Source organism: Shewanella mangrovisoli, from assembly GCF_019457635.1.
Taxonomy (GTDB): Bacteria; Pseudomonadota; Gammaproteobacteria; order Enterobacterales; family Shewanellaceae; genus Shewanella; species Shewanella mangrovisoli.
This window is the reverse complement of record NZ_CP080412.1, coordinates 1,903,236-1,926,895: the sequence shown is the minus strand read 5'-3', so window position 1 is coordinate 1,926,895 and position 23,660 is coordinate 1,903,236. Positions and strand designations below refer to the sequence as shown.

The 23,660-nt window shown below is 47.3% G+C and carries 21 protein-coding genes; 11 read left to right on the top strand and 10 right to left on the bottom strand.

The window, feature by feature from the left end; all coding sequences use genetic code 11:
- Positions 1-76 precede the first annotated feature (76 nt).
- The 3 genes from arsC to K0H60_RS08555 all read left to right on the top strand — a co-directional run bounded on the left by arsC (position 77) and on the right by K0H60_RS08555 (position 3,260).
- Positions 77-427, top strand: a complete 351-nt coding sequence (gene arsC / locus K0H60_RS08565; protein WP_088211409.1) for an arsenate reductase (glutaredoxin) — start codon at positions 77-79, stop codon at positions 425-427.
- Between the two features lie 47 nt (positions 428-474).
- Positions 475-855: a DUF2069 domain-containing protein gene (locus tag K0H60_RS08560; protein ID WP_011716678.1), complete on the top strand. Its 381-nt coding sequence runs from the start codon at positions 475-477 to the stop codon at positions 853-855.
- 455 nt (positions 856-1,310) lie between these two features.
- The gene (locus K0H60_RS08555) at positions 1,311-3,260 is read left to right on the top strand and encodes a hypothetical protein (RefSeq protein WP_434086668.1); all 1,950 of its coding nucleotides are present in this window, start codon (positions 1,311-1,313) and stop codon (positions 3,258-3,260) included.
- 183 nt (positions 3,261-3,443) lie between these two features.
- Here K0H60_RS08555 and hda read toward each other — a convergent pair whose 3' ends face one another.
- Together hda and K0H60_RS08545 are read right to left on the bottom strand one after the other, a co-directional pair.
- Entirely contained in the window at positions 3,444-4,154 is a 711-nt protein-coding gene (gene hda, locus K0H60_RS08550; protein ID WP_011622356.1) for a DnaA inactivator Hda, read from the bottom strand.
- 79 nt (positions 4,155-4,233) lie between these two features.
- Complete coding sequence (locus K0H60_RS08545; protein WP_220057862.1) at positions 4,234-5,316, bottom strand: DUF2066 domain-containing protein; 1,083 nt, start codon at positions 5,314-5,316, stop codon at positions 4,234-4,236.
- 215 nt (positions 5,317-5,531) lie between these two features.
- Between K0H60_RS08545 and K0H60_RS08540 the strand changes: the two genes are divergently transcribed.
- Positions 5,532-6,770, top strand: coding sequence for a uracil-xanthine permease family protein (locus tag K0H60_RS08540; protein WP_011716675.1), 1,239 nt, complete (start codon positions 5,532-5,534; stop codon positions 6,768-6,770).
- Positions 6,771-6,906: 136 nt separating this feature from the next.
- Here K0H60_RS08540 and K0H60_RS08535 read toward each other — a convergent pair whose 3' ends face one another.
- Complete coding sequence (locus K0H60_RS08535; RefSeq protein WP_011622353.1) at positions 6,907-7,239, bottom strand: Grx4 family monothiol glutaredoxin; 333 nt, start codon at positions 7,237-7,239, stop codon at positions 6,907-6,909.
- Between the two features lie 226 nt (positions 7,240-7,465).
- Here K0H60_RS08535 and sodB point away from each other — a divergent pair, with 226 nt between their 5' ends.
- The 4 genes from sodB (at position 7,466) to K0H60_RS08515 (ending at position 13,106) form a co-directional block, all read left to right on the top strand.
- Positions 7,466-8,050: a superoxide dismutase [Fe] gene (sodB, locus tag K0H60_RS08530; protein WP_011622352.1), complete on the top strand. Its 585-nt coding sequence runs from the start codon at positions 7,466-7,468 to the stop codon at positions 8,048-8,050.
- A 251-nt stretch (positions 8,051-8,301) separates the two neighbouring features.
- The gene (locus K0H60_RS08525; RefSeq protein WP_011716674.1) at positions 8,302-10,236 is read left to right on the top strand and encodes a PrkA family serine protein kinase; all 1,935 of its coding nucleotides are present in this window, start codon (positions 8,302-8,304) and stop codon (positions 10,234-10,236) included.
- Between the two features lie 65 nt (positions 10,237-10,301).
- A complete protein-coding gene (locus tag K0H60_RS08520) occupies positions 10,302-11,570 on the top strand; it encodes a YeaH/YhbH family protein (RefSeq protein WP_041408751.1) in 1,269 nt (422 codons plus the stop codon).
- Positions 11,571-11,579: 9 nt separating this feature from the next.
- Positions 11,580-13,106 carry a SpoVR family protein gene (locus tag K0H60_RS08515; protein ID WP_220057861.1) on the top strand — a complete coding sequence of 509 codons (1,527 nt, stop codon included), beginning with the start codon at positions 11,580-11,582 and terminating at the stop codon, positions 13,104-13,106.
- A gap of 107 nt (positions 13,107-13,213) precedes the next feature.
- Here the strand turns inward: K0H60_RS08515 and fadR are convergent, their stop codons facing one another.
- Entirely contained in the window at positions 13,214-13,939 is a 726-nt protein-coding gene (gene fadR / locus K0H60_RS08510; protein ID WP_086904692.1) for a fatty acid metabolism transcriptional regulator FadR, read from the bottom strand.
- Between the two features lie 303 nt (positions 13,940-14,242).
- On the opposite strand from fadR, the gene nhaB reads away from it, so the two are divergent.
- From nhaB to K0H60_RS08495, 3 genes are all read left to right on the top strand, one after another.
- Positions 14,243-15,844, top strand: coding sequence for a sodium/proton antiporter NhaB (gene nhaB, locus K0H60_RS08505; RefSeq protein WP_011716670.1), 1,602 nt, complete (start codon positions 14,243-14,245; stop codon positions 15,842-15,844).
- Positions 15,845-15,939: 95 nt separating this feature from the next.
- Positions 15,940-16,467: a disulfide bond formation protein DsbB gene (dsbB, locus tag K0H60_RS08500; RefSeq protein WP_011716669.1), complete on the top strand. Its 528-nt coding sequence runs from the start codon at positions 15,940-15,942 to the stop codon at positions 16,465-16,467.
- Between the two features lie 171 nt (positions 16,468-16,638).
- Positions 16,639-19,257 (top strand): PAS domain-containing protein, encoded by a 2,619-nt coding sequence (locus tag K0H60_RS08495; RefSeq protein ID WP_220057860.1) that lies wholly within the window; start codon positions 16,639-16,641, stop codon positions 19,255-19,257.
- A gap of 31 nt (positions 19,258-19,288) precedes the next feature.
- On the opposite strand, the gene K0H60_RS08490 is transcribed toward K0H60_RS08495, so the two are convergent.
- From K0H60_RS08490 to pdxH, 6 genes are all read right to left on the bottom strand, one after another.
- Entirely contained in the window at positions 19,289-20,254 is a 966-nt protein-coding gene (locus K0H60_RS08490) for a putative ATP-dependent zinc protease (protein ID WP_220057859.1), read from the bottom strand.
- A 190-nt stretch (positions 20,255-20,444) separates the two neighbouring features.
- A complete protein-coding gene (locus tag K0H60_RS08485) occupies positions 20,445-20,825 on the bottom strand; it encodes a SpoIIAA family protein (protein ID WP_220057858.1) in 381 nt (126 codons plus the stop codon).
- A gap of 369 nt (positions 20,826-21,194) precedes the next feature.
- Positions 21,195-21,551 carry a DUF3802 family protein gene (locus K0H60_RS08480; protein WP_220057857.1) on the bottom strand — a complete coding sequence of 119 codons (357 nt, stop codon included), beginning with the start codon at positions 21,549-21,551 and terminating at the stop codon, positions 21,195-21,197.
- Between the two features lie 160 nt (positions 21,552-21,711).
- On the bottom strand, positions 21,712-22,287 hold the full coding sequence (locus K0H60_RS08475) for a YceI family protein (RefSeq protein ID WP_220057856.1): 576 nt from the start codon (positions 22,285-22,287) through the stop codon (positions 21,712-21,714).
- Between the two features lie 151 nt (positions 22,288-22,438).
- Complete coding sequence (locus K0H60_RS08470) at positions 22,439-22,891, bottom strand: YaiI/YqxD family protein (protein WP_220057855.1); 453 nt, start codon at positions 22,889-22,891, stop codon at positions 22,439-22,441.
- A gap of 20 nt (positions 22,892-22,911) precedes the next feature.
- The gene (gene pdxH, locus K0H60_RS08465) at positions 22,912-23,550 is read right to left on the bottom strand and encodes a pyridoxamine 5'-phosphate oxidase (RefSeq protein ID WP_220057854.1); all 639 of its coding nucleotides are present in this window, start codon (positions 23,548-23,550) and stop codon (positions 22,912-22,914) included.
- Between the last annotated feature and the right edge of the window lie 110 nt (positions 23,551-23,660).

Below are 23,660 nucleotides of genomic sequence, written 5' to 3'. Positions count from 1 at the left end.
CCCGAACACCCTGACGGGGCGCTGTTTTTTCTGCTATCATCCGCGCCATTGTTTTAGCCGATTGAGCATAAGTACTATGACCCAAGCAACGATTTACCATAACCCACGTTGTTCAAAGAGCCGCGAAACCTTAGCCCTACTCGAGCAGCAAGGCTGTGATATCACAGTAGTGGAATACCTCAAGAATCCTCCAAGCGCCGCTGATATCCGTGGGATTTTAGCCACTCTCAAACTCAGCGCCCGTGAGTTAATGCGCACTAAGGAAGACGAGTATCAAGCACTGGGACTCGCTAATCCGGCATTAACCGAAGAGCAACTTATTGATGCCATGGTCAAGACGCCAAAATTGATTGAACGCCCAATCGTACTGGCCAATCAACAGGCTGCCATTGGTCGTCCACCGGAAAATGTACTGAACATTCTCTAATCTTCGGCCATTTCACCATCATTCGATGCGATTAAAATAGGAACATCATGACCTCAAGCACTCTGCTGACACTGAGCCGTTTAGGCTACCTTGCCCTCGTTCTCCTGCTGGGCGGTTGGTTTATTGGTCAGGGCATCAATGGGGAATACACCTTATTATTCAGCCTGCTTTGGCTAGTGCCTTTATTGTTACCTGTAAGAGGCATTTTAAAGGGCAACCCGTACACCTACGCTTGGGCCAGCTTTATTTTATGCTTATATATGCTGCACGCCCTCACCTTGTTGTATGTCACGACCGATGCATTGGCCTTTGCTATTATTGAAGTCCTGCTGATTGGCGCGCTGTTAGTCGCGTTCCCGTTTTATGCTCGTATCCGTGGACGTGAGCTCGGTCTGGGCCTTAAGAAAAAGTCCGACAAGCAAGACTGATTGTGAGATCCAATCAATCTCATCGCTGGCGGCGAACAGCAAGTCACGATTAGCCAGTGCCGATGAGCAAGTTCCGATCAATAAGTTCCGATGAGTAAGCGCGGTTCGGTTTTAATACCGCTCCGCGCTCTTGGATTCGAGAAGTTGATTCGAGAAGTCGTTATTCAAGATGCTGTTATTCAAGAGCTTGTGAATCAAGAGATTGTGACTCAAAACATCATGGCTCTATAAATTCTAACCCCGCTTTATAATCTTCACTCACAGTAAAATACGCTGCTGTATTAATCCCTTTTCGATACGACTCCAACTCCGCAAATTGACAACATTTAACTTACCTTTCATCACTTTTTGTAACCAAAAGAGCATGCTATAGTCGATTGATATGCCAAGGAATGACGGCCAATCAAGCCAGTCATACTACAAAAACAATAACATAGCGTTAATTGGAGTGAGTCATGATGGAAATATGGGTTCCAATGCGTCGATTAAGTATTATCGCGGCAACCGTTGCACTCAGCGCCTGTGGTGGCGGTGGTGGAGATAATAATGATGGTGGTACAGTCACCCCACCAACCACTAACGTGCCACGCTGCGCCACAGTGACTCCACTGGTGGCCACAGACTCAGGCGCCATCCGCTTTAAAACTGAGCCCCAATATGTGGCGGGACAACCCAGCGCCATTATCGCCAGCCTAGGGAATCGCGATTCACAGGATCTTACTTTCCGCTGGCAACAGTTAGAAGGACCCAGCATTGAACTCGTGAGTCAAAATAGTCCAGTATTAGCCTTCGATATTCCCACTGCAGGTAGCTACCGTTTTAGCCTACATATCAGCGGCAGTAATATCGATGAGACTGGCGAAATAGCTATCAATGCCGACAGCAGCGCGGGGACAATGCTGAACATTCGTCAAGATCATCAAGCCGTTGAGGGTAACGATGTCAGCCTACGCATCGCTCAACAAGCGGGCCTTAGTGCATCTAGCATCAATTGGTGTATCGCCGAGGGCCCCAGTGTCAGTCTCGATATCAGCGATCCCTTTAGACCCCTGTTTATCGCGCCCACTGTAGGTCAAGATACCTTAACCCGCCTTAGGGCATCGGCCACGATTAACGGTAATACCGTGACAGATGAAGCCTATGTGCTCACCACGGCGGCGCCCACGATAAGCTCTACCTACTTCGATACACCCGTGGCGCGCACCCACGCTTATAACACTACCTCTCCCTATGCCAGTGCCTTAACGAGCTGTGTGTACTCGAATCAGTTAAAAGAGGCTTGTACTATCAACCAATTGCCGCTTATCGGCCAAGTTTCAAATACGCTCGATGTCGACACTATTCTCGATCGCGTATTAGTGTCCCACGATTGGATGGGGGACAATTTCGCCGCATTTTTACGTCAAATGGACCCGAGCAGCGATTTTGCACGCCTACTACAATCGGTCACCGCCGTGGTGATAAGCTATGATGTGCGCCCCTCGTTTTATTGGGTAGTCACGGGGGCGATTTATCTCGACCCTAATGATTTGTGGCTCACGCCAACCCAGCGTGACAGCATTAACGAGGCGCCAGATTATCGCAGCGACTTTGGCAGCGAGCTCAATTTCCTCATGCCGTGGCGTTACGTTAAAAATAACCAATATGCTTCACAGGGATTCCCAATCACGACGCGCGCCACCCGCACGCTCAGCCAGATTAATCCCGATCTCGCTTCACTCTTATACCATGAGCTCGCCCACGCCAATGACTTCTTCCCAAGAAGCATTCACGCCACGCTAACAGGCCCTAGATTGTTGGACGACTATAGCCGCCGAAATGCCAATAAGAGTTTGATATCCGATCAAGTGAGTCGCAGCTATCCCCTCACCAGTACCGAAATGACAGGCCTTGCGGCGGTGAGCTTCTTGGGCGCCAAAGCCACTGCAACCCAAAAAGCCTATCAACCTTCGGATGTGAGTACGTTTTTCTCCGGTGATATCGCCAATGACTTTTATAACTATTCCAGTACCCGTGAAGACACGGCGATGCTGTTCGAAGAAGCCATGATGAGCTATCGCTATCAAATCCAGCGCGATGTGGCCGTCACTAACCTACCCGCAGTTCTTACAGCAGATACAGTGATTGTTGACTGGGGACAAAGGGGACGAATTGGTGATGATAGTCTGGCGAACCGCGCAGCCTTGGTGATCGATGGCATGTTGCCAGAGCTTGACGGCATCAGCCTGCTCACGAGCCTGCCCGAGCCCATTGCTATGACTCAAGGCCAAAGCTGGCGCCAAACCCTGGGGATTTCACCCAATACCACAGTGAGAGGACTACAAGGAGTTGCGACAAGTAGCGAAACGCTTACCGAGCCAGAGCTCCGTTTCAGTGGCGATCGTCACCGTCATCCACAACAGTGATCTAGATTGCTAAATCGGCAGATACACTAGACTCAAGCCTGCTAGCAGACCTAATGTTAGCGATAGATGTGAGATAAGTAGAGATAAAAAAGCCCGTCGTGATACGACGGGCTTTTTGTTAACGCTGAATGCTTATTAACACAGGCTTTTCGATTAACAGTAACTAACTGTAAGTCAATGCGATTACAGGTGGAGCATTTCTTTAGCAAAAGGAATCGTGAGCTTGCGCTGATGTACGAGGGATGCCTTATCCAGTTTATCTAACACATCAAACAAGGTACGTAGATCCCTTGCCATGCGGTTCAGCAAGAAACGGCCCACGTCTTCGGGCAACTGTAATCCGCGCATCGCTGCACGGCGTTGCAATGCAGCTAACTTTTCATCATCGGCCATAGGTTGCAGCTGATAATTGAGTCCCCACTGCATTCTAGAGACTAAATCAGGCAACAAGAAGCCTGCATCCGCGGGCGCCGAGCGGCCGCTGACTACCAGCGCACAACGCTTGTTCTCCGCGACACGATTGTATAAATCGAATATAGCTTCTTCCCAAATCGGGTGACCCGCAATGTCATCCACATCATCGATGCAGATCAAATCGAGCTGTTCTAAACCTTCCAACAGCGCAGTCGAGATACTCGCATGAATGCCAAGGGGAAGGTAAAAACTGCGGCGGTCGAGTTCATTGGCATGGGCACAGGCGGCGTGCATTAAGTGAGTCCGACCCGATTTCACAGGTCCCCACACATAGATAGCGGCTTCACCTTGGCCTTCGGCATTGGCGCGCAACTTTTGGATAAGTTCGTCATTACCCGCTGCCGGATAATAACTGTTAAAGGTTTCATCATCCGGTAAGTAAACCGGTAACGACAGTTGTAGCGGTGAGTTTAATGGCACTCGTACGTCTCAATATCAATAAATTATCGACTCCCCCACATAACTGAGCACAGGTATGCCCAGTCACGACGAGGGAAGTTTAAGGTAACCGCCATTGGTAGACAGTTTTACCCGCAGGGCTGGCACCGGCAGAAAACTCCCCTGGCGCCACCACCGAAATTCGTGGCTCTAGACTCAGTAAACGCTCAAAGTCGGTCTGAGAACCAAACAAATCCAAGGAAAACGTCGCGGTATTACCTTGGATGCGCGACAGCGTCGCATTCTTCACGGCGCTGAGTTGTTTTAAGTATTTTTCGACTTCAACCAGCTGCGCCATTTTATCAATGTTCACAAAGGTCACACTGGCGCCGACCTGCTCGCCTGAATCGGCGATGGCGTACTTAGTAAAATAGTAATCGCCTAGCGCCGCCATCATAGCAGTGATCGCCTGCGCGCTATTTTCTGCTGTGCCATTAAAGCTAAACAGTGGCGGCGTTAATGAGTCGATCGTGGCCTTGGTATACAAGTTTAAGCGATAACGCACTTGGTTTCCCGCAGGGTCAATCGCGACGAGGGCTAAGAAGTCGGCTTGATAACGTCCCGAGACACTTGCCACGATATCGGCAAACATGCCTTTGACATCATTGGGATTGATGCCCATCAACTCATCGAGATCGAGGATCGGAAGCATGACAGGAATACCGCGTTCATCGGAAAAAGTCGTAAATGCCTGACGCTCGGCTAAGGTCGATGAGTCACTCAGTAAAATCGTGTCACCTTCACTTGGCATGGCAACCCAAAAGAGTGTCAGTGGACGTTGAATGCCCCACACAGGTAATTGGGCCTGACGTAACAGGGTAATAATGCGGCGATGCTCAAAGTTGGCTTTTAACAACAGTTGGCCATTTTGCTCCACATAACCATATTGGCTGAGCAGTGCATCGGGATTGGCCAGTTGCGATTGGATAACGCCGTTATCCAAAGAGCGCGCAGTCCCGGTATTCTTAATGATCACTTTTTCCAGCGCGGCTTTAAGGGCTTTATTCCGTTCAGGCACGGCGCGGGAAGCCACGGGCACATCGGCTTCATCTAATTTACTCACTTCAACAGCTTGCAGGCTATTAACGGTAAACAGGCAGTATAAAAACGCGAGTAAGCTTGGCTTTAATAGGAATTTCAGCATCTTTGAGTAGTTGAAGTAACGTCAGATAGTGCAAATTGTACCATAGTTAGCGCCTTTAGCGAGTCTTGGGGAGATTTCCAGCACGGATTAAGTGCTGCCACTCGCTTTGGCAATAAAACAGTGATCCTTACCCGCAAACGAGCCATTTTATAAGGAACATATAGCAACAAACTGTTATCATCTCGCGGTTTACCCTAAATTTACGAGAATAATAAATGAAACGACTCGCTATTCCACTTCAGGGCGCACAAATGCTGTTTGTTGCATTTGGCGCCCTAGTGCTAATGCCGCTACTCACGGGGCTTGATACCAGTGTCGCCCTGTTTACCGCGGGTATTGGTACGCTATTGTTTCAGTTGATCACGAAACGCCAAGTCCCTATCTTCCTCGCCTCCTCCTTCGCTTTTATTGCTCCAATTCTGTATGGAGTACAAACCTGGGGGATCCCATCAACCATGGGCGGCATCATTGCCGCGGGTCTAGTCTATGTGCTCCTTGGGGCACTCGTTAAAGTGCGCGGCACCGACTTTATCCATAAGCTGCTACCGCCTGTGGTGGTTGGCCCAGTGATTATTATCATTGGTCTAGGTTTAGCACCAGTGGCGGTGAATATGGCACTGGGTAAAAGTGGAGATGGCAGTTTAACGCTCGTCCCCACCAATACGGCTTTGATTATTTCCCTCGCCTCACTCTGTACCACTATAGCTGTGGCTATTTTTGCCAAGGGCTTACTTAAAGTCATGCCGATTCTGGCGGGGATTGTGGTGGGTTATGGCCTAAGTCTTGCCTTTGGTATCGTGGATTTTGCAGTGGTTACCGCGGCAAGCTGGATTGCTATTCCGAAATTTGTCGCGCCCGAATTTAACTGGCATGCCATCGCCTTTATGATCCCAGTTGCGATTGCGCCTGCGGTTGAACATATTGGTGATATCCTGGCGATTTCTAATGTCACAGGTAAAGACTTTATGAAAAAACCCGGCCTGCATCGCACCTTAACCGGTGACGGCGTCGCGACAATTGCCGCAGCGGCCTTCGGCGGTCCACCAAACACGACTTATTCTGAAGTGACAGGCGCTGTGACTTTAACCCGTAACTTCGACCCCAAAATCATGACGTGGACGGCGATTACCGCTATTACCTTGGCCTTCGTGGGTAAGTTAGGCGCTCTGATGCAAACGATTCCCGTCCCAGTGATGGGCGGCATTATGTGTTTGCTCTTTGGTTCTATAGCCGCAGTGGGCTTAAATACCCTAATCCGTAATCACGTGGATTTATCCGAGCCACGTAACTTAAGCATTGTCGGCGTGACACTGGTATTTGGTATCGGTGGTATGGCCTTTGGCATCGGCTCCTTCAGCCTCACAGGCATCAGCCTCTGTGGTATTGTGGCCATCACCATGAATCTGCTATTACCCGCGAGCAAACACCACGAGCGTGACGCTGCATCACACTAAACAGTGTGAGTTAGCACAGTAGTTCATCACTCATCGCCTAATCCTTATGCCTTATGTTAGGAGCAGGCAACAAAAAAGCCGCTAAGTTATTCACTTAACGGCTTTTTTATTATTCTTTCATCACTTTTGCGCGTGATTACTCTGCGGTTTTGTATTTATCAGCAGTCGCTTTGATTAACGGCTGTAATTCGCCTTTTTGGTACATATCAACCACGATATCACAACCACCAATCAGCTCGCCTTCAATCCACAATTGTGGGAAAGTTGGCCAGTTTGCATACTTAGGTAATTCAGCACGGATATCTGGGTGCTGGAGAATATCCACAAATGCAAACTGCTCGCCGCAGTTGATCATGATTTGTGCTACCTGAGATGAAAAACCACAGCTTGGTAATTTAGGAGAACCCTTCATGTATACGATGATTGGGTTTTCAGCGATCTGCTGTTTAATTTTCTCTACTGTTTCCATTTTAATTCCTAAGTACGATGACATTGACTCAATGCTGCTATTGTACGACAGCTAGGCACAGAACAAAATCCCACAGTTTGTAAGGTTATGCCCTACAATTAGTTTTTCGATGACGCCTATCTAATCAATTAGCCAAACAATGATTCACATCACAAATATTATCGGTACAATAGAGCGCAGTGAGCACGTTTAAAAAACGATAACCTAAGACCATGGAGAGATACTAATGGCTTTCGAATTACCCGCATTACCATATGCAAAGAACGCACTAGAACCACACATTTCTCAAGAAACCATTGAATACCACTACGGCAAGCATCACAACACCTACGTTGTTAAGCTAAACGGTTTAATCGAAGGAACCGATTTCGCAGGTAAATCTTTAGAAGAGATCATCAAGACTTCTACTGGTGGCGTATTTAACAACGCAGCTCAAGTTTGGAACCACACTTTCTACTGGAACTGCTTAGCGCCTAACGCTGGCGGTGAGCCAACAGGTCCTGTGGCTGATGCGATCAATGCTGCATTCGGTTCATTCGACGCATTCAAAGCACAATTTACCGATTCTGCGGTAAACAACTTTGGTAGCGCTTGGACTTGGTTAGTGAAAAAAGCCGATGGCACTGTAGCTATCGTTAACACTAGCAATGCTGCAACGCCTCTGACTGACAGCACTGTGACACCAATCCTGACTGTTGACGTGTGGGAACACGCTTACTACATCGATTACCGCAACGTACGTCCTGACTACTTAGCCCACTTCTGGCAATTAGTTAACTGGGACTTCGTGAACCAAAATTTCGCTGGCTAATCGCTGCTAAGTCATTCCTAAAAAGAGCCCAAGTGGCTCTTTTTTTATGGCCTCACAAATCATCCATCTTTCCCTTTTCGTCTAACCCCGCCCAATCGCTACAAGTGCAACAATTGCAATTGCAATCATTTGTTATTGTTTTTATTTGATATTTTTTTGACACAGCTGGCAAGTTTGTGTCTAAGATTAGTGTAGGAAGCTGAAAAATCAGTTATCCATCCATGACATCACTGGCGTTTCAGGGGGTTTATATGGGCATTTTCGAGCATTACCAAAAGCGCTACGAACAAAAACTCGATGAAGAATACACTTTGCAAGAATACCTCGATATCTGCAAAGAAGATCGCAGTGCTTATATGTCAGCGTCCGAGCGATTACTGCTTGCCATCGGCGAAGCCGAAATTATTGATACCGCGAAAAATCCAACCCTAAGCCGTATCTTTTCGAATCGACTTATCTCACGCTATCCCGCCTTTAAAGACTTTTACGGTATGGAAGATGCGATTGAACAAATCGTCGCCTACCTAAAACACTCGGCACAAGGCTTAGAGGAATCGAAGCAAATTTTGTACTTACTCGGCCCTGTGGGTGGCGGTAAGTCATCATTGGCGGAAAAACTCAAAGCCCTGATGCAAAAAGTGCCCATTTATATTCTCAGTGCTAATGGCGTGAGAAGCCCGGTGAATGACCACCCCTTCTGTCTCTTCGACGTCGAAGAAGACGGCCAGCTGCTGCGGGATGAGTTTAATATTCCCACCCGTTATCTAAAAACCATTATGTCGCCTTGGGCGGTGAAACGTCTGCATGAGTTTGGCGGCGATATTTCAAAATTCCGCGTGGTCAAGGTCTACCCCTCTATCCTCGACCAATTGGCGATTGCCAAAACCGAGCCTGGGGATGAAAACAACCAAGATATTTCCTCCCTGGTCGGTAAGGTTGATATTCGTCAGCTAGAACATTTCTCGCAGGACGATGCCGATGCTTACGCTTACTCGGGCGCACTCTGCCGTGCAAACCAAGGGATGATGGAGTTCGTGGAAATGTTCAAGGCGCCGATTAAGGTGCTACACCCACTGCTCACTGCCACCCAAGAAGGTAACTATAACGGCACCGAAGGCTTATCCGCCCTGCCCTATAGCGGTATCATTTTGGCGCACTCTAACGAGTCAGAATGGTCAACCTTCAAAAACAATAAGAACAATGAAGCGTTTCTCGACAGGGTTTATATTGTCAAAGTGCCCTATTGCCTGCGGGTATCGGAAGAATTGCAGATTTACAAAAAATTACTGCAAAACTCCGAGTTGTCCCAAGCCCCTTGTGCACCTGGTACCTTAGAAACCTTGGCGCAATTTAGTGTGCTCTCGAGGATAAAAACACCTGAAAACTCCTCCATCTACTCTAAGATGCGGGTCTATGATGGTGAAAGCCTTAAAGATACCGATCCTAAGGCCAAATCCTACCAAGAGTACCGCGACTACGCCGGTGTTGATGAAGGTATGAACGGTCTTTCTACCCGTTTCGCCTTCAAAATCCTGTCGCGGGTATTTAACTTTGACCACTCAGAGATTGCCGCTAACCCTGTCCATTTGTTCTATGTACTCGAGCGCCAAATCGAGCAGGAACAATTCCCCGGCGATACCGCCGAACGTTATCTGGAGTTCTTAAAAGGCTATTTGATCCCTAAATATGTCGAATTTATCGGTAAGGAAATCCAAACCGCGTACTTAGAGTCCTACTCTGAATACGGCCAAAATATCTTCGACCGTTATGTCACCTACGCCGATTTCTGGATCCAAGATCAGGAATACCGTGACCCCGAAACCGGCCAATTGTTTGACCGCTCCGCACTGAATGCCGAACTGGAGAAAATCGAAAAACCCGCGGGGATCAGCAACCCTAAAGATTTCCGTAATGAGATCGTTAACTTTGTCCTGCGCGCCCGCGCAAGCCATGAGGGCAACAACCCACTCTGGACCAGCTACGAAAAACTACGCACGGTAATTGAGAAAAAAATGTTCTCAAATACAGAGGACTTATTGCCTGTAATTTCCTTTAACGCCAAAACCTCGACTGACGATCAACGTAAACACGATGATTTTGTTAATCGAATGATGGAGAAAGGCTATACCAAAAAACAAGTCAGACTGCTGTCTGAGTGGTATTTACGGGTTCGTAAATCCTCTTAACTTGCGCTCACTAAAAACGAGGCTTTGGTGTTGCCAAAGCCTTCGCTGGGGTTTGGGAGGTGCGTATGGCGAACTTTATCGATAGACGGTTGAATGCGAAAGGAAAAAGCACAGTCAACCGCCAACGCTTTATCAACCGATATAAGCAACAAATCAAAAAAGCCGTCAGCGATGCCGTCACGCGTCGCAGTGTAACGGATGTAGATAAAGGCGAAAAAATCAGTATTCCCACACGGGATATCAGTGAACCTATGTTCCATCAAGGCAAAGGAGGCGTAAGAGACAGAGTCCACCCAGGTAATGATCAATTCACCCGCGGCGATAAAATCGATAGACCCCAAGGCGGCGCTGGCGGCGGAGCGGGTAAAGGCGATGCCTCGGATTCGGGCGAAGGAAATGACGACTTTGTGTTTGAAATCTCAAAGGATGAATACCTAGAGCTGCTCTTTGAGGATTTAGAACTACCGAATCTGCAGAAGAATCGCTTAAACAAGCTCGTCGAGTATCAAATCTACCGTGCGGGTTTCACCAATGATGGTGTACCAGCCAATATCAATATTGTGCGCTCACTGCGTTCCTCCTTGGCGCGCCGCATTGCCATGTCGGCAAGTAAAAAGAAATTGCTCAAAGAGTTAGAGCAAGAGCTGGCGGAGCTTGAAAATATTCCGGGTACTAAAGCCGAACTGATTTTGGATTTAAAAGCCCAGATTGAGGCGCTTAAGCAGAAGATTGCTAAAGTCCCCTTTATCGATACCTTTGACTTACGTTTCAATAACTTTGCAAGGCGTGAAGTGCCCTCAAGCCAAGCGGTCATGTTCTGCTTAATGGACGTGTCAGGCTCGATGGACCAAGCGACAAAGGATATGGCGAAACGTTTCTATATCTTGCTGTACTTGTTTCTCACCCGAACCTACAAAAACCTCGAGGTGGTCTATATCCGCCACCATACCCAAGCGAAGGAAGTGGACGAGCATGAGTTCTTCTATTCTCAGGAAACTGGCGGCACGATTGTCTCAAGCGCATTGAAATTAATGCACGAAATTCAGCAGGCTCGCTACCCTGCCGATGAGTGGAATATCTATGCCGCACAAGCCTCTGACGGTGATAACTGGGCCGATGACTCTCCCACCTGTCGACAATTATTGGAGCAAAAAATCCTGCCGCTAGTGCGCTATTTTAGCTATATCGAAATCACTAATCGTGCGCACCAAACCCTGTGGCGCGAATACGAATCCCTACAACAACACTACGACAACATAGCGGTGCAACATATTCGTCAAGCCGAAGATATCTACCCTGTATTTAGAGAATTATTTAAAAAACAGGCAGTTTAAGGGGGCTCTATGGGGAGAAAAGAATCAAAAACGCGTACAGCCTTGAGTGACGGTCCCGACTGGAGCTTTGAGCTGTTACAAAGTTATCTAAAAGAGATTGAGCGTGTGGCGGCCATTTATAAGCTAAGCGCCTATCCCAATCAAATCGAAATCATCACCGCCGAGCAGATGATGGATGCCTATGCCGGCATTGGCATGCCCATTGGCTATACCCATTGGTCCTTCGGCAAACGTTTTATCGAAACCGAACAAGGCTACAAACGTGGGCAAATGGGGCTCGCCTACGAAATCGTGATTAACTCCAACCCTTGTATCGCGTATTTAATGGAAGAAAACACCATCACCATGCAGGCATTAGTGATGGCGCATGCCTGTTTTGGCCATAATAGTTTCTTTAAAAATAACTACTTATTTAAGACCTGGACGGATGCAAGCTCGATTATCGACTACTTGGTGTTTGCCAAAAACTACATCAGTGATTGCGAGCAAAAATACGGTGTCGAGCAGGTTGAAAGCATCATCGACTCTTGCCACGCTCTAATGAATTACGGTGTCGACCGCTATAAACGCCCATCGGAAATCTCCTTTAGGGAAGAACAGGCAAGGCAAAAAGACCGTGAGGCTTACCTGCAAAGCCAAGTGAACGATTTGTGGCGCACCATTCCCACCCATCAACAGCAGCAACCTTCTACCACTAAGCGCCGTTTTCCCGCCGAGCCGCAGGAAAATATTCTGTATTTTATTGAAAAAAATGCACCGCTGTTGGAGTCATGGCAACGGGAGATTATCCGTATCGTGCGTAAGATGGCGCAATATTTTTATCCGCAAAAACAAACACAAGTGATGAATGAAGGCTGGGCAACCTTCTGGCATTACACCATTTTGAATCATCTATACGATGATGGCGTGGTCACCGACCGCTTTATGATGGAGTTTTTGCAGAGCCACACTGGCGTTGTCGCCCAGCCCGAATATAACAGCCGTTACTACAGTGGTATTAATCCCTATGCCCTTGGGTTTGCGATGTTTACCGATATTCGGCGTATGTGTGAGTCTCCCACAGAGGAAGACAAAGCCTGGTTTCCGGACATTGCGGGCAGTAATTGGCTCGATACCTTACATTTTGCGATGCAAAACTTTAAGGATGAGAGTTTTATCAGCCAGTACCTGTCGCCGAGAGTGATCCGTCAGTTCAAACTGTTTGGCATCCACGATGATGAGAAGCGTAATTATCTGTCCGTGTCGGCCATTCACGATGAGCAGGGTTATCAAGACATTCGCAATTTACTCTCGCAGCAGTACAATTTGTCGAATATTGAGCCTAATATTCAAGTACATAACGTTGAGATAAACGGCGACCGCTCCTTAACTTTAAGGTATGTCCCCAGTAATGACATTCCGCTCGCCAGCACCTATAAGGAAGTGTTAAAACATCTGCATCGCCTCTGGGGCTTTACCGTCAGCTTGGAGCAGTTAAATGCCGATACCAGCGTGACCTTGTTAGCCTCCTGTCCAGAGCAACCTAAGGCCGACTAAATATCGCTTGAATTAAAAAGCAAAAAGCCGTTTCTCAATGAAACGGCTTTTTATTTAACCCGTCTTAAAACAGGCCACTTACCAAATTTAAGCTTTGGAATCGAAACTTAAGCGTTACCGTCCTGCTGGGCAATCGAAGTTGGCATATCGTCACGCAATTGCAACCACATTTTGCCGCTGTTGATACCGTAGGTACGCATTAATGCGGGCACATCGATATAGTTTTTAGCTTTGGCTAATATTTCGAGTTCTTTATAGAAGTTCAGCGCTAACTGACGCGCCTCAGGACTACTGAAATAGTAACGACCCACCCGGCTATACAAACCTTTAAAGCCGTTTAAAATCAACACGTACAGTGGATTACCAGAAGAGAAGGCCAAGGTGTGGTGCAACAGGTAATCATACTCGGCGAAGGATTCGGCCGTATCTTCTAATTGGTGGATTTGCCCTAGGACTTCCACCGCGGTATCTGGGCTGTTGCGCAGTGCGCCACGGAAGTAAATCGCACTGACATTGGTGCGAGCCGACAGCAATTGGTCCACCAGCACAGGGAAGCCTTCAGGATTGAGATCCGCTATGGTCTCAAGAATGTTAAGGCCCGAGGTTTCCCAAAAATTGTTCACCCGTGTTGGTTTACCATGTTGAATTTTCAACCAACCATCACGGGCTAAGCGTTGCAGCACTTCACGCAAGGTGGTGCGTGTTACGCCAATTAATTCAGAAAGCTCACGTTCAGCCGGTAAAATGGACCCTGGGGGAAACTTATTTTCCCAAATCGATCTTACAATATACTTCTCTGCAAAACTTGCAGGTCCTTTGGCATTGATAATCATCAGCCCACTTTTCCAGTTGTTGTGCTTTATAATGGTCACTGATCATACCAGAGCGGTAAAAAATGGAAACCATTGACTGAGGCTCACCTTAAAATCACCGTACAATTGTCACAGAAATGTTCAAAAAAACGACATGAATCAACAGCAATTGTGCCAATTTTGCCGATTAGCTCCGCTTTTTGAAATCTGGGTTTCAGTATATCGTTACATTAGCATTCTCTTTAGGCTAGACTGATTTTCTAAAACAAATGCCAGAAACAATAATCTGTGCAATTTTAAAAGATAATTAGAAGAGAGGATGCCATGCCGATGACAATGAGTCAGGCGTTTATTGGGAACTTCTTAGGGAATTCTCCTAAGTGGTACAAGATCGCAATACTGTCGTTTTTAATAATCAATCCAATACTCTTTTTCTATGTCAGCCCCTTTGTGGCTGGTTGGGTATTAGTGCTTGAATTTATTTTTACCTTGGCAATGGCGCTAAAATGCTACCCATTACAACCCGGTGGTTTATTAGCGATTGAAGCTGTCGCCATCGGTATGACCTCTGCCAGCCAAGTATTACACGAAATTGAAGCAAACCTTGAAGTACTATTACTGCTGGTGTTTATGGTAGCCGGCATTTACTTCATGAAGCAGCTGCTGCTGTTCGTGTTCACTAAGATGATCACTAAAGTACGTTCGAAAATCTTAGTGTCTTTGCTGTTCTGTTTGGCTTCCGCCTTCTTATCCGCCTTCTTAGATGCGTTAACCGTTATCGCAGTGATTATCACCGTGGCGGTTGGTTTTTACTCTATCTATCACAAAGTCGCCTCAGGTAAAGACTTCTCGGCAGATCATGACCATACCTCCGAAGGCAAAAATGACGATGGTGAAAACCAGCTCAATGAAGACGAGTTGGAATCTTTCCGTGGTTTCCTACGTAACCTGTTAATGCACGCCGGTGTCGGTACTGCATTGGGTGGCGTCTGTACTATGGTGGGTGAACCGCAAAACTTAATTATTGCGGCTCAAGCAAACTGGCAATTTGGCGAATTTGCGATCCGTATGTCACCTGTGACCGTACCTGTATTGTTCGCAGGTATCCTCACCTGCTTTATCGTCGAGAAATTCCGTTGGTTTGGTTATGGTGCCCAGCTGCCGGATGCAGTGCATAAAATCCTGTGTGATTACGCCGCCTATGAAGACGCGCGTCGTACCAATAAAGACAAGATGAAGCTGGTTATCCAAGCCTTTGTCGGTGTGTGGTTAATTGCGGGTCTCGCGCTGCACTTAGCGTCTGTGGGCTTGATTGGTCTGTCTGTGATCATCTTAACCACGGCCTTTAACGGTATTACCGATGAGCATGCGCTAGGTAAAGCCTTCGAAGAAGCCCTGCCCTTTACGGCCTTGTTAGCGGTGTTCTTTGCGGTTGTTGCCGTAATCATCGACCAACAACTGTTTGGCCCTGTCATCCAATGGGCACTAAACCATGAAGGTAATACCCAATTAGTGATCTTCTATATCGCTAACGGTTTACTCTCTATGGTCAGTGATAACGTGTTTGTGGGCACGGTTTACATTAACGAGGTCAAAGCCGCCCTGATTAACGGTCAAATTACCCGCGATCAATTCGACCTGTTAGCGGTTGCCATTAACACTGGTACTAACTTGCCTTCGGTGGCAACACCAAACGGTCAAGCCGCATTCCTGTTCTTATTGACTTCAGCCCTTGCACCGCTGATCCGTTTATCCTACGGCAGAATGGTGTGGATGGCATTACCCTACACTATCGTGCTATCGATTGTGGGAGTGATGGCAATCCAATCGGGCTTCTTAGAGCAGATGACCCAGTACTTCTATGACTCCCATGCAATATTGCACCACAGTGTTAAAGAAGCGTTAGCACCTGCTGCAGCTCACTAACATAAATATCGGAGTTGACTGAACTTTATGAGTTCAGTAAAGTCAAAAAAACGCCCTACCTTCGAGGGCGTTTTTTGTTGATACGGAGTTCACTTTTGACAGCATTCACTCGCTTTGCCCATTCCCGCGCATCTTGGTTCATTCTCACAGGCTCTGCGATTGCCCTCGAAGCGGCCGCCTTGTATTTCCAATATGTGATGAAGTTAGACCCCTGCGTGATGTGTATCTACCAGCGGCTCGCCGTATTCGGCATTTTGGCATCAGGACTGATTGGTATGACGGCGCCCAAGTTCCTTATCGTTCGCATTCTAGGCGCCATTGGTTGGGCCGTCAGTGCAACCTGGGGACTAAAACTAGCATTAGCCTTAGTCGATATGCAGAATAACCCTTCGCCCTTCTCGACTTGCTCATTTTTACCCGAATTTCCAGCTTGGATGCCGCTCCACGAATGGTTCCCATCCGTGATGTTACCAACGGGCATGTGTACCGATGTGCCATGGCAGTTTATGGGCGTCACCATGGCCGAATGGATGGTGGTAGCCTTTAGTGGTTATCTGGTCGCACTGTTACTGTTTATTGTGCCCATCCTGAGCGGTTCGAATAAACCTTCACTCTACAAATAATCTTCATCAATAATCTTCCTAAGGCAGACAATAAGGTCTGCCTTATTTTTAACTGTCTCTGTCAATATTTATCACCGAAAGCACTGTTCGAACTTTGATTTAAGCCAATGGCAAATAGGCCAAAAAACGCTAAACTGGCTCCATGATAACGGCATTTGGAATGCGTAGAACATGGATAAACGGCCTCTCATTGAGCCTCAAGCACCGTTAACCCACTGGCAAAAAAGTCTGCCGTTTAAACTCAGTCTGATCCAACTGCTGATCGCCAGCATACTGATCTTCAGCACGGCGTGGGTCATTCTCAACATTCAGACCCAACAGATCAGTGAGCAACAAACTCTGCTCAATCAAAACCATGGCCAAATCATCATTGCCAAATTGCAGGAAATGACCTCCCAAGTGGAGAATCAGGTCAATGCCATCAGTCAAATCGCCATGCTATACCGTTATGAGCCCGAGCAGCTCAGTAAGAGCATTCCGGTATTACTCTCGATTGAAAATCAAAAGGCGATTATTTCAGGTGGCGGGATTTGGCCCGAACCAGGGGCATTTGACCGGCAAAAGTTTCGCGATAGCTTATTCTGGTCACACAATATTCACGGCGAATTAGTCGCCATCAACAGCTATAACGATGACAGTTTTCCAAGCTACCACACCGAAGAATGGTATCGGCCAACCCGCTATTTTCCCGTGGGAAAAATATTTTGGTCTAAATCCTATGTCGACCCGACTACCCATGAGCCTATGGTGACCGCATCGGGCGCAATGTGGATGGATCATCAGTTTATTGGGGCGGCCACCACGGATATCAGCCTTGAAAAACTTAGTCAGCTCCTACGCAATACCATGCTCGATGTGAGCGGCTATGTGATAGCCCTCGACCATCAAAACCAAATCTTGGCCTCGCCGAATAGCGATATTTTACCGCAATCTTCGCAAAATCCACCCCATACGTTACAAACCTTCGACGAGTTAGCAAAAACAGAGGCGGCCTTTAGCCCAATCGCCTCGGCACTGCACTTCGCCGACCGCAGTTTTATCGAACAAGCCGTGGCTGAGCGCGTATTTACCCAAGAGCAAATGGATAACCTCACCCGCCTAAGCGGGGACAGTGAGCGGGAGATGCTCTCCGCCATCGTCAATGACAATGCTAAGAGCCAGTTCTCGAGCCCAAGGCGGATAGCCTCGGTTTCATTGACTATGGATCCCATCCTCAAGGGGCCTTCGCTAGTGTCGGTGTTTTTAATGCCCCACACCTACTGGAAAATTCTCGTCGTCACCCCCATCGCCCCCTTACAGGACACGGCCAAAAAACTTATCGAAAAAGTCGGGCTTTCCCTAGTGTTAATTCAGATGCTCGGCCTTATCCTACTGTTTTTACTGCAACATCGACTGATTATCGCCCCCATTATGGAGATGGTGCAGGCACTCAAAAGCAACGATTCGGCCTCTATCGAATTAAAAGCCAAGGAGCGGCATGATGAAGTCGGCCTGCTCGCAAAAAGCTTTTTATCCCGCACCCAACAGCTTGAAGTCGCCATGGCCAGTTTAGACGCCAGTAATCTCGCGCTCGAGCAGCAATTGCTAACCCAACAACATTTTCAGCAGGAGTTGAGTCAGCGCAAGGAGCAATTAAGATCCTTGCTCGACTTTTCCTCCACCATCATTTATATCAAAGACTTAAATGGTAGATACACCTTAGTGAACAACAAATACTGCGAAGTATTAGGGATTGAGCGGCGCAAGATCATCGGGGCTACGGACTTTGATCTGTTCCCAAACTCACTCGCACAGCAGTATCAACAGAACGACCAAAGGGTCACCCATAGCCACGAGGCCCTGCATTTTGAAGAAGTCATTCCCTCTCTTCGAGGCGAACTTATCTATCAAATGAGTAAATTCGACATTCGCGACGATGAGGATAATTCCTTGGGTGTCGGCGCGATTGGTTTTAATGTGGACTTGAGAAAACGCCAAGAAAAAGAACAAGAAAAGCTGCTGCAATCGCAATTAAGTCTGCTTAAAGAGCAGCAGCACAAGACCCAACTCTCGCAGCAAGAAAACAGCCAGCTCAGGGAACAACTCGTCGCGATTCAAAATGAGATCAATCAGCAAATCCAACTCAACTTGAGCAAACAGCAAAGTCAGAAACTGATGCAGAACTTCCTAGCCGACGTTATGAGCCAAATGATGCTCGAGCAGGACAAACTCCTCGCTCAGATCTGCCAAGTGCGCAGTAAAGAGGATGACAGCCATCAACCCCAAGTGGTGCAACTGATGAGCCAGCAGGCGGCGAGACTCAGGCACATATCGCAGCTGTTTACCGATCAGCATAGTGAGATACGCCCGCTGCATTTAGCCCAGTTTATCAATCAATTACTGAGCTTATTGCAGCCACAACTGTTGAAAACTCAGGTTAAGGTCAAGCTAGAGTGCGACGAGCAATTGGTGGTCGATGGCAATGCTTGGCAATATTTGCAGTTTTTCTATCGACTAATCAACAACACCTTGCACCATGCCTTTAAAGAGCATAATCAAGACAGAACCTTAGTGTTAACACTCGAGAAAAAAGACGGTGAGTTGTACATGCAGCTTAAGGACAATGGTGTTGGGATACCAATCGCACATCTTGAACAACTGAGACTGGAAATGCAACAAAACCAATGTATTGGCACACTGACTTGCATTAATCTTTGGATAAAAGAAGAATTACATGGCGAGCTGAAGGTAGAGAGTGAGCTCAATCGTGGCACTCTGATTGAGTGCCACTGGCCATTATCTGCGATATAGCCACGGCTATAGACAAACCGATTGAGGTAAACTACTCGCTCGATTTATCGAGGGTCACATCCACCAGATAATGGCCCTGTAGCCAGTTACGGCCAATCAAGAGTTTATTGGACATCTGACTGCGGTCCTTAAGATTCACTTTGACGGGATACTCCAATCCCGGCTCACCTAAGGTCAATTCGACCATATAACGTACTTCACTCCCCTGCGCGTTACGGATAAGCGAGGTATCGACAATCCGTGCCCTTAACCGCTTTTCCTCACCACGCTCATTTTCGGTGGTGAAATTAAGCCACTTACCAATGTTGTTATCCATATTGGTAGGATCTTCATCGTCAATCTTGATATCGACCGCATGCAGGGAATTTTCAACCGCGCCGGTATCGATGCGTGTTTTAAAGGTCAATTCCGCCTCTTTCACATTGATAAAAGCCGTCGGGCCAATCAGACGTTTCTCGGCCACATCGACAACATAATGGCCCGCTAACCAATTACGGCCGATAAGTAACTTGTAATCCATATGGCTTCGGTCACGTAGGTTAACGGCAACCAGACGATGCTGGCCCTCAAAACCAATATCTAACTCCACCAAATAGCGTACTTCACTGCCTTGAGCGTTATTAACTGTGGTGGTCTTTAGGATTTTCGCCGCTAAGCGCCGCTGCTCCCCCGCCTCATTTTCGGTGGTAAAGTGTAGTGTTTTACCTATGTTGTCCTGCATCTTGTCGGACGCACCGCCTTCAACTTGCAGATCGATGGCATGCAAGGAGGTGTTCGCCGCGCCCGTATCAATTCTTGCCTGAAAATCCAGTTGTGCGGCGATGAGGCGTATCTTCTCCGATTGACCAATTATCGCCTTAGTGTCAGAAGATACCGCGCTCTTAGCTGTCGTTTGCGCCTCTTCACTGACTTTGCCGCAGCCAGCAAGACTCAAACTTACGATAATGGCGCCTAGCAATAATGTGGTGCTGCGACCGACACTTTGATGTTTTAACATCCTCACTCCTTATCTGAACGATGACGGGTCAGCCACATTGAGCCCCATCACCTTGGTAGATGTAGGGGCTAGTGATAGCACAAAAGCACAGGAAAAGAGCCGAAAAACACTAAGCCGGGGGCAAATACAGCATTTAAGCCAATGAATAAATAAGGAATAGTCACAAGTTAACACACTATGGTTACAGCCGTTACACCTCTGCCACTTTCGCTTCGTCTAACCAAGCCTTCGCCAGAGCACGCTCATTTTCGCTAAAAACCTTCACCGGACAGGGCAACATAAAAGTCAATGTATTGACCATAGCACCAAGGCTTTGCATATCCGCAATCATCACCACTCGCGAGAAATCACTAAAATGAAACACACTGAGTAAAGCATCATCCCAGAGTGCACCTACGGTAATACCAATAAAGTCTGGGCTGAACTCGTACCATAAGCGAAGGCTTGCATGATCCTGCAACTTGGCCTCAATCGCGGGAAGCAGTAAGGCTTCGATATCTTCATGGGTGACTTGACCAGACACCATTATGGTCAGCATATCTTCGGCATAGCTTGGACGTATGGTGAGCATTATGCATCTCCCTTTACAGCGCACTAGAAAATACGGCTATAGAGTAAAGATATACCCTGTAAATGAAGATGCTTGAAAAGTGGGAATTATTTTACTCAAACTGAGGTAAAACGGATGTGATAGCGGCTGTGATACGAGGTGAGATGGTATGCAAAGGTTGCGCGCGAGCATAGCACTATGCTCGGTAGGTGAAGTTCCATGAACTTCGCGCCTTTAAGACCTGAGCGAAAGCATCGACTGACGCCCCCCAATAACCCACTAAGCCTATGTAATGAGCTCGATATCAAGTAATGAGGGAAATAATTAACCAATGAATAGGACTAAACCAAGTAACGAGGTTAATCCTAAGATTAAGCTTGAGCGAAGGTATTACACATGGACTTGAATTTTCGCAATTTCTTGATCGAATAAATTCTTGATAAGGCCTGAAAACTCAGTGATAAACAGCGTCTGCTCTGGCGTGGCTCTATGATTTGCCACTGAGGCTAAGATTTCCTCAAGATCGTAAACAATCGCATCGACCTCACGGATAATGGTGTTGCGTTCGGCAAAAGAGAGGGAAGGATTTTGGCCGCAAACCACAATAATCTGTGCGGATAATTGCTCTTCGAACAACTCCATCACAGTATCATCGGACACATTTTGGGTATCAGGCGTTTCGAACAAGCCGAGATGCTCAGTCAAATACTGGATCAAATGCATGTAACCGTCTTTATCTGTGACCATTTTTTACCCTTCACACACCAAAATCTATCGCCAAAAGCGACACTGAAAAAACCAAACCCACCTATAAAGTGGTCGATATAAAGATTTGCACGTCAGCCACTCACTAACCATATCTCGAACTGGAGAGCTGACGTATTGATCTAAGCCAATCTTATCGCTGTTACTTTGTTAAGGTTAGTACAAACGACACAGGAACGGCTTGGCTAATACTAGATAAACCCGCGATATCACGCAATTTATCCACACCCGAGACCAAATCGAATTCGTTAGCATTGACTATTATCGGCTGAAAACTGCTAACCATCAGTTTATTATCAGATACTTTGGTTAAAATTACCGAAAAAGTTTTCGTTTGTTGTTTGCCATGGAGGGAAATTTTCCCATCGATGTCAGCAACCTTGGACTCACCCACGGCAAGATCTTTGAGCATCTTAGTATCCACCTGCGAGCTTAATTTCAACTCGGGATACAAGGACACTTCAAACAACAGGTTTTGCATACGCTCATCGCGCACTTCGATACCTGTCGCCACGCTCATCAGTGGAATGGTTAATTCAAATTGACCATTATCTTTAAGTACACCATTGAGTTGCTTAAAGTGGTGAACTTCAGCGATATCACCCTTTTTTACTGATACAAAACTGACCCGAGAATCCTGCTCCATCACTTGCCACTGGGCCGCACAACTAAAACTAACCAGCGTCGATAATGCCGCGATTCCTATCCATTTTTTCATTGTATCTATCCTCAATCAGTGAGTTTAAAGGCAAGACAGTTACCCGATAACACGCGAGTAACCGCCAAATCACTCAGACAATCTGTGACAAAGATCACCTAAGTCTCGCTAAAGATACTCTTTTTCTTAATTAGCGACCAGTTAACTATCGTTAAACTCGCACCAACCACTTATCTAAACTATTGGCAAAAGCCTGCTTATCCGCCGCCGATAACGCATCTGGGCCACCCGTGTGTACGCCCGATGAACGTAAATCTTCCATAAAATCGCGCATCGTCAGTTTTTGGCGAATATTGTCAGTGGTGTAGAGTTCGCCGCGAGGATTGAGCGCCAGCGCCCCCTTTTCAATCACTTGCGCCGCTAACGGGATATCGGCGGTGATCACTAAATGCGTGGGCTCAACATGGTCGACAATGTATTGGTCTGCCACATCAAAGCCTGAGCCGACACGCACTTGACTGATATAGGGCGATGGCGGCACCCGCAACATTTGGTTCGCCACCAACACTAATGGCAGTGATTTACGCTCAGCCGCGCGAAATAAAATCTCTTTAATCGGGTTTGGGCAGGCATCGGCATCGACCCAAATCTTATACTGTCCCACGCTTACGCTCCTAAAGACCATTAAGGTGCTAAACGTTCAATGACCCATTCATTCGCTTGGCGAGTGTAGAGGAAACGATCGTGCAGTCTGTGCTCCCCGCCCTGCCAAAACTCGATACTCGAGGGTTTAACCAAGTAGCCGCCCCAAAAACTTGGTAATGGTACATCGCCCTTGGCAAATTTGGCTTTCATCTCAAAGAACTTACCTTCGAGTACTTGTCGCGCGCTCAGTTTACTCGACTGCTGTGACACCCAAGCGGCAATCTGGCTATCCTTGGGACGGGTCATAAAGTATTTCAGCACCTCGGCGGTAGAGAGTGGCTGCGCCTCGCCGAGAATCGATACTTGGCGTTCAATCGGATGCCAAGGGAAATGCAGACTTACTTTATTATTGGTTGCTATCTGCTGCGCCTTACGACTGCCTAGGTTAGTGAAAAACACAAATCCCGAGTCATCGAAGCGCTTTAACAGTACAATCCGCTGGTAGGGCTGACCATGCTCATCCACTGTGGCGACACACATCGCCGTGGGATCGCTCAGCTGCGCATCGCGAGCTTGCGTCATCCATAACTCGAATAGCTGCATGGGATTTTGAGGTAAATCTGCGCGTCTTAAGCCGCCTTTGGTGTATTCGCGGCGAATATCACTGAGATCTGTCATAGGGTTTCCTTTTACAAGCGCACAATGATTGCCATCGGTGCAATCCGCTGATAAGACAAGTTTACCATGCCTTACTCGCTATTCGCTGCTCTGTTATTAAGCCATCAATA

What these genes read in the sequence shown, in the direction of transcription:
- arsC (WP_088211409.1), top strand. Translation starts at nt 77, where the DNA reads ATGACCCAAGCAACGATTTACCATAACCCACGTTGTTCAAAGAGCCGC.
- K0H60_RS08560 (WP_011716678.1), top strand. Translation starts at nt 475, where the DNA reads ATGACCTCAAGCACTCTGCTGACACTGAGCCGTTTAGGCTACCTTGCC.
- K0H60_RS08555 (WP_434086668.1), top strand. Translation starts at nt 1,311, where the DNA reads ATGATGGAAATATGGGTTCCAATGCGTCGATTAAGTATTATCGCGGCA.
- K0H60_RS08545 (WP_220057862.1), bottom strand. Translation starts at nt 5,316, where the DNA reads ATGCTGAAATTCCTATTAAAGCCAAGCTTACTCGCGTTTTTATACTGC.
- K0H60_RS08540 (WP_011716675.1), top strand. Translation starts at nt 5,532, where the DNA reads ATGAAACGACTCGCTATTCCACTTCAGGGCGCACAAATGCTGTTTGTT.
- K0H60_RS08535 (WP_011622353.1), bottom strand. Translation starts at nt 7,239, where the DNA reads ATGGAAACAGTAGAGAAAATTAAACAGCAGATCGCTGAAAACCCAATC.
- sodB (WP_011622352.1), top strand. Translation starts at nt 7,466, where the DNA reads ATGGCTTTCGAATTACCCGCATTACCATATGCAAAGAACGCACTAGAA.
- K0H60_RS08525 (WP_011716674.1), top strand. Translation starts at nt 8,302, where the DNA reads ATGGGCATTTTCGAGCATTACCAAAAGCGCTACGAACAAAAACTCGAT.
- K0H60_RS08520 (WP_041408751.1), top strand. Translation starts at nt 10,302, where the DNA reads ATGGCGAACTTTATCGATAGACGGTTGAATGCGAAAGGAAAAAGCACA.
- K0H60_RS08515 (WP_220057861.1), top strand. Translation starts at nt 11,580, where the DNA reads ATGGGGAGAAAAGAATCAAAAACGCGTACAGCCTTGAGTGACGGTCCC.
- fadR (WP_086904692.1), bottom strand. Translation starts at nt 13,939, where the DNA reads ATGATTATCAATGCCAAAGGACCTGCAAGTTTTGCAGAGAAGTATATT.
- nhaB (WP_011716670.1), top strand. Translation starts at nt 14,243, where the DNA reads ATGCCGATGACAATGAGTCAGGCGTTTATTGGGAACTTCTTAGGGAAT.
- K0H60_RS08495 (WP_220057860.1), top strand. Translation starts at nt 16,639, where the DNA reads ATGGATAAACGGCCTCTCATTGAGCCTCAAGCACCGTTAACCCACTGG.
- K0H60_RS08490 (WP_220057859.1), bottom strand. Translation starts at nt 20,254, where the DNA reads ATGTTAAAACATCAAAGTGTCGGTCGCAGCACCACATTATTGCTAGGC.
- K0H60_RS08485 (WP_220057858.1), bottom strand. Translation starts at nt 20,825, where the DNA reads ATGCTCACCATACGTCCAAGCTATGCCGAAGATATGCTGACCATAATG.
- K0H60_RS08480 (WP_220057857.1), bottom strand. Translation starts at nt 21,551, where the DNA reads ATGGTCACAGATAAAGACGGTTACATGCATTTGATCCAGTATTTGACT.
- K0H60_RS08475 (WP_220057856.1), bottom strand. Translation starts at nt 22,287, where the DNA reads ATGAAAAAATGGATAGGAATCGCGGCATTATCGACGCTGGTTAGTTTT.
- pdxH (WP_220057854.1), bottom strand. Translation starts at nt 23,550, where the DNA reads ATGACAGATCTCAGTGATATTCGCCGCGAATACACCAAAGGCGGCTTA.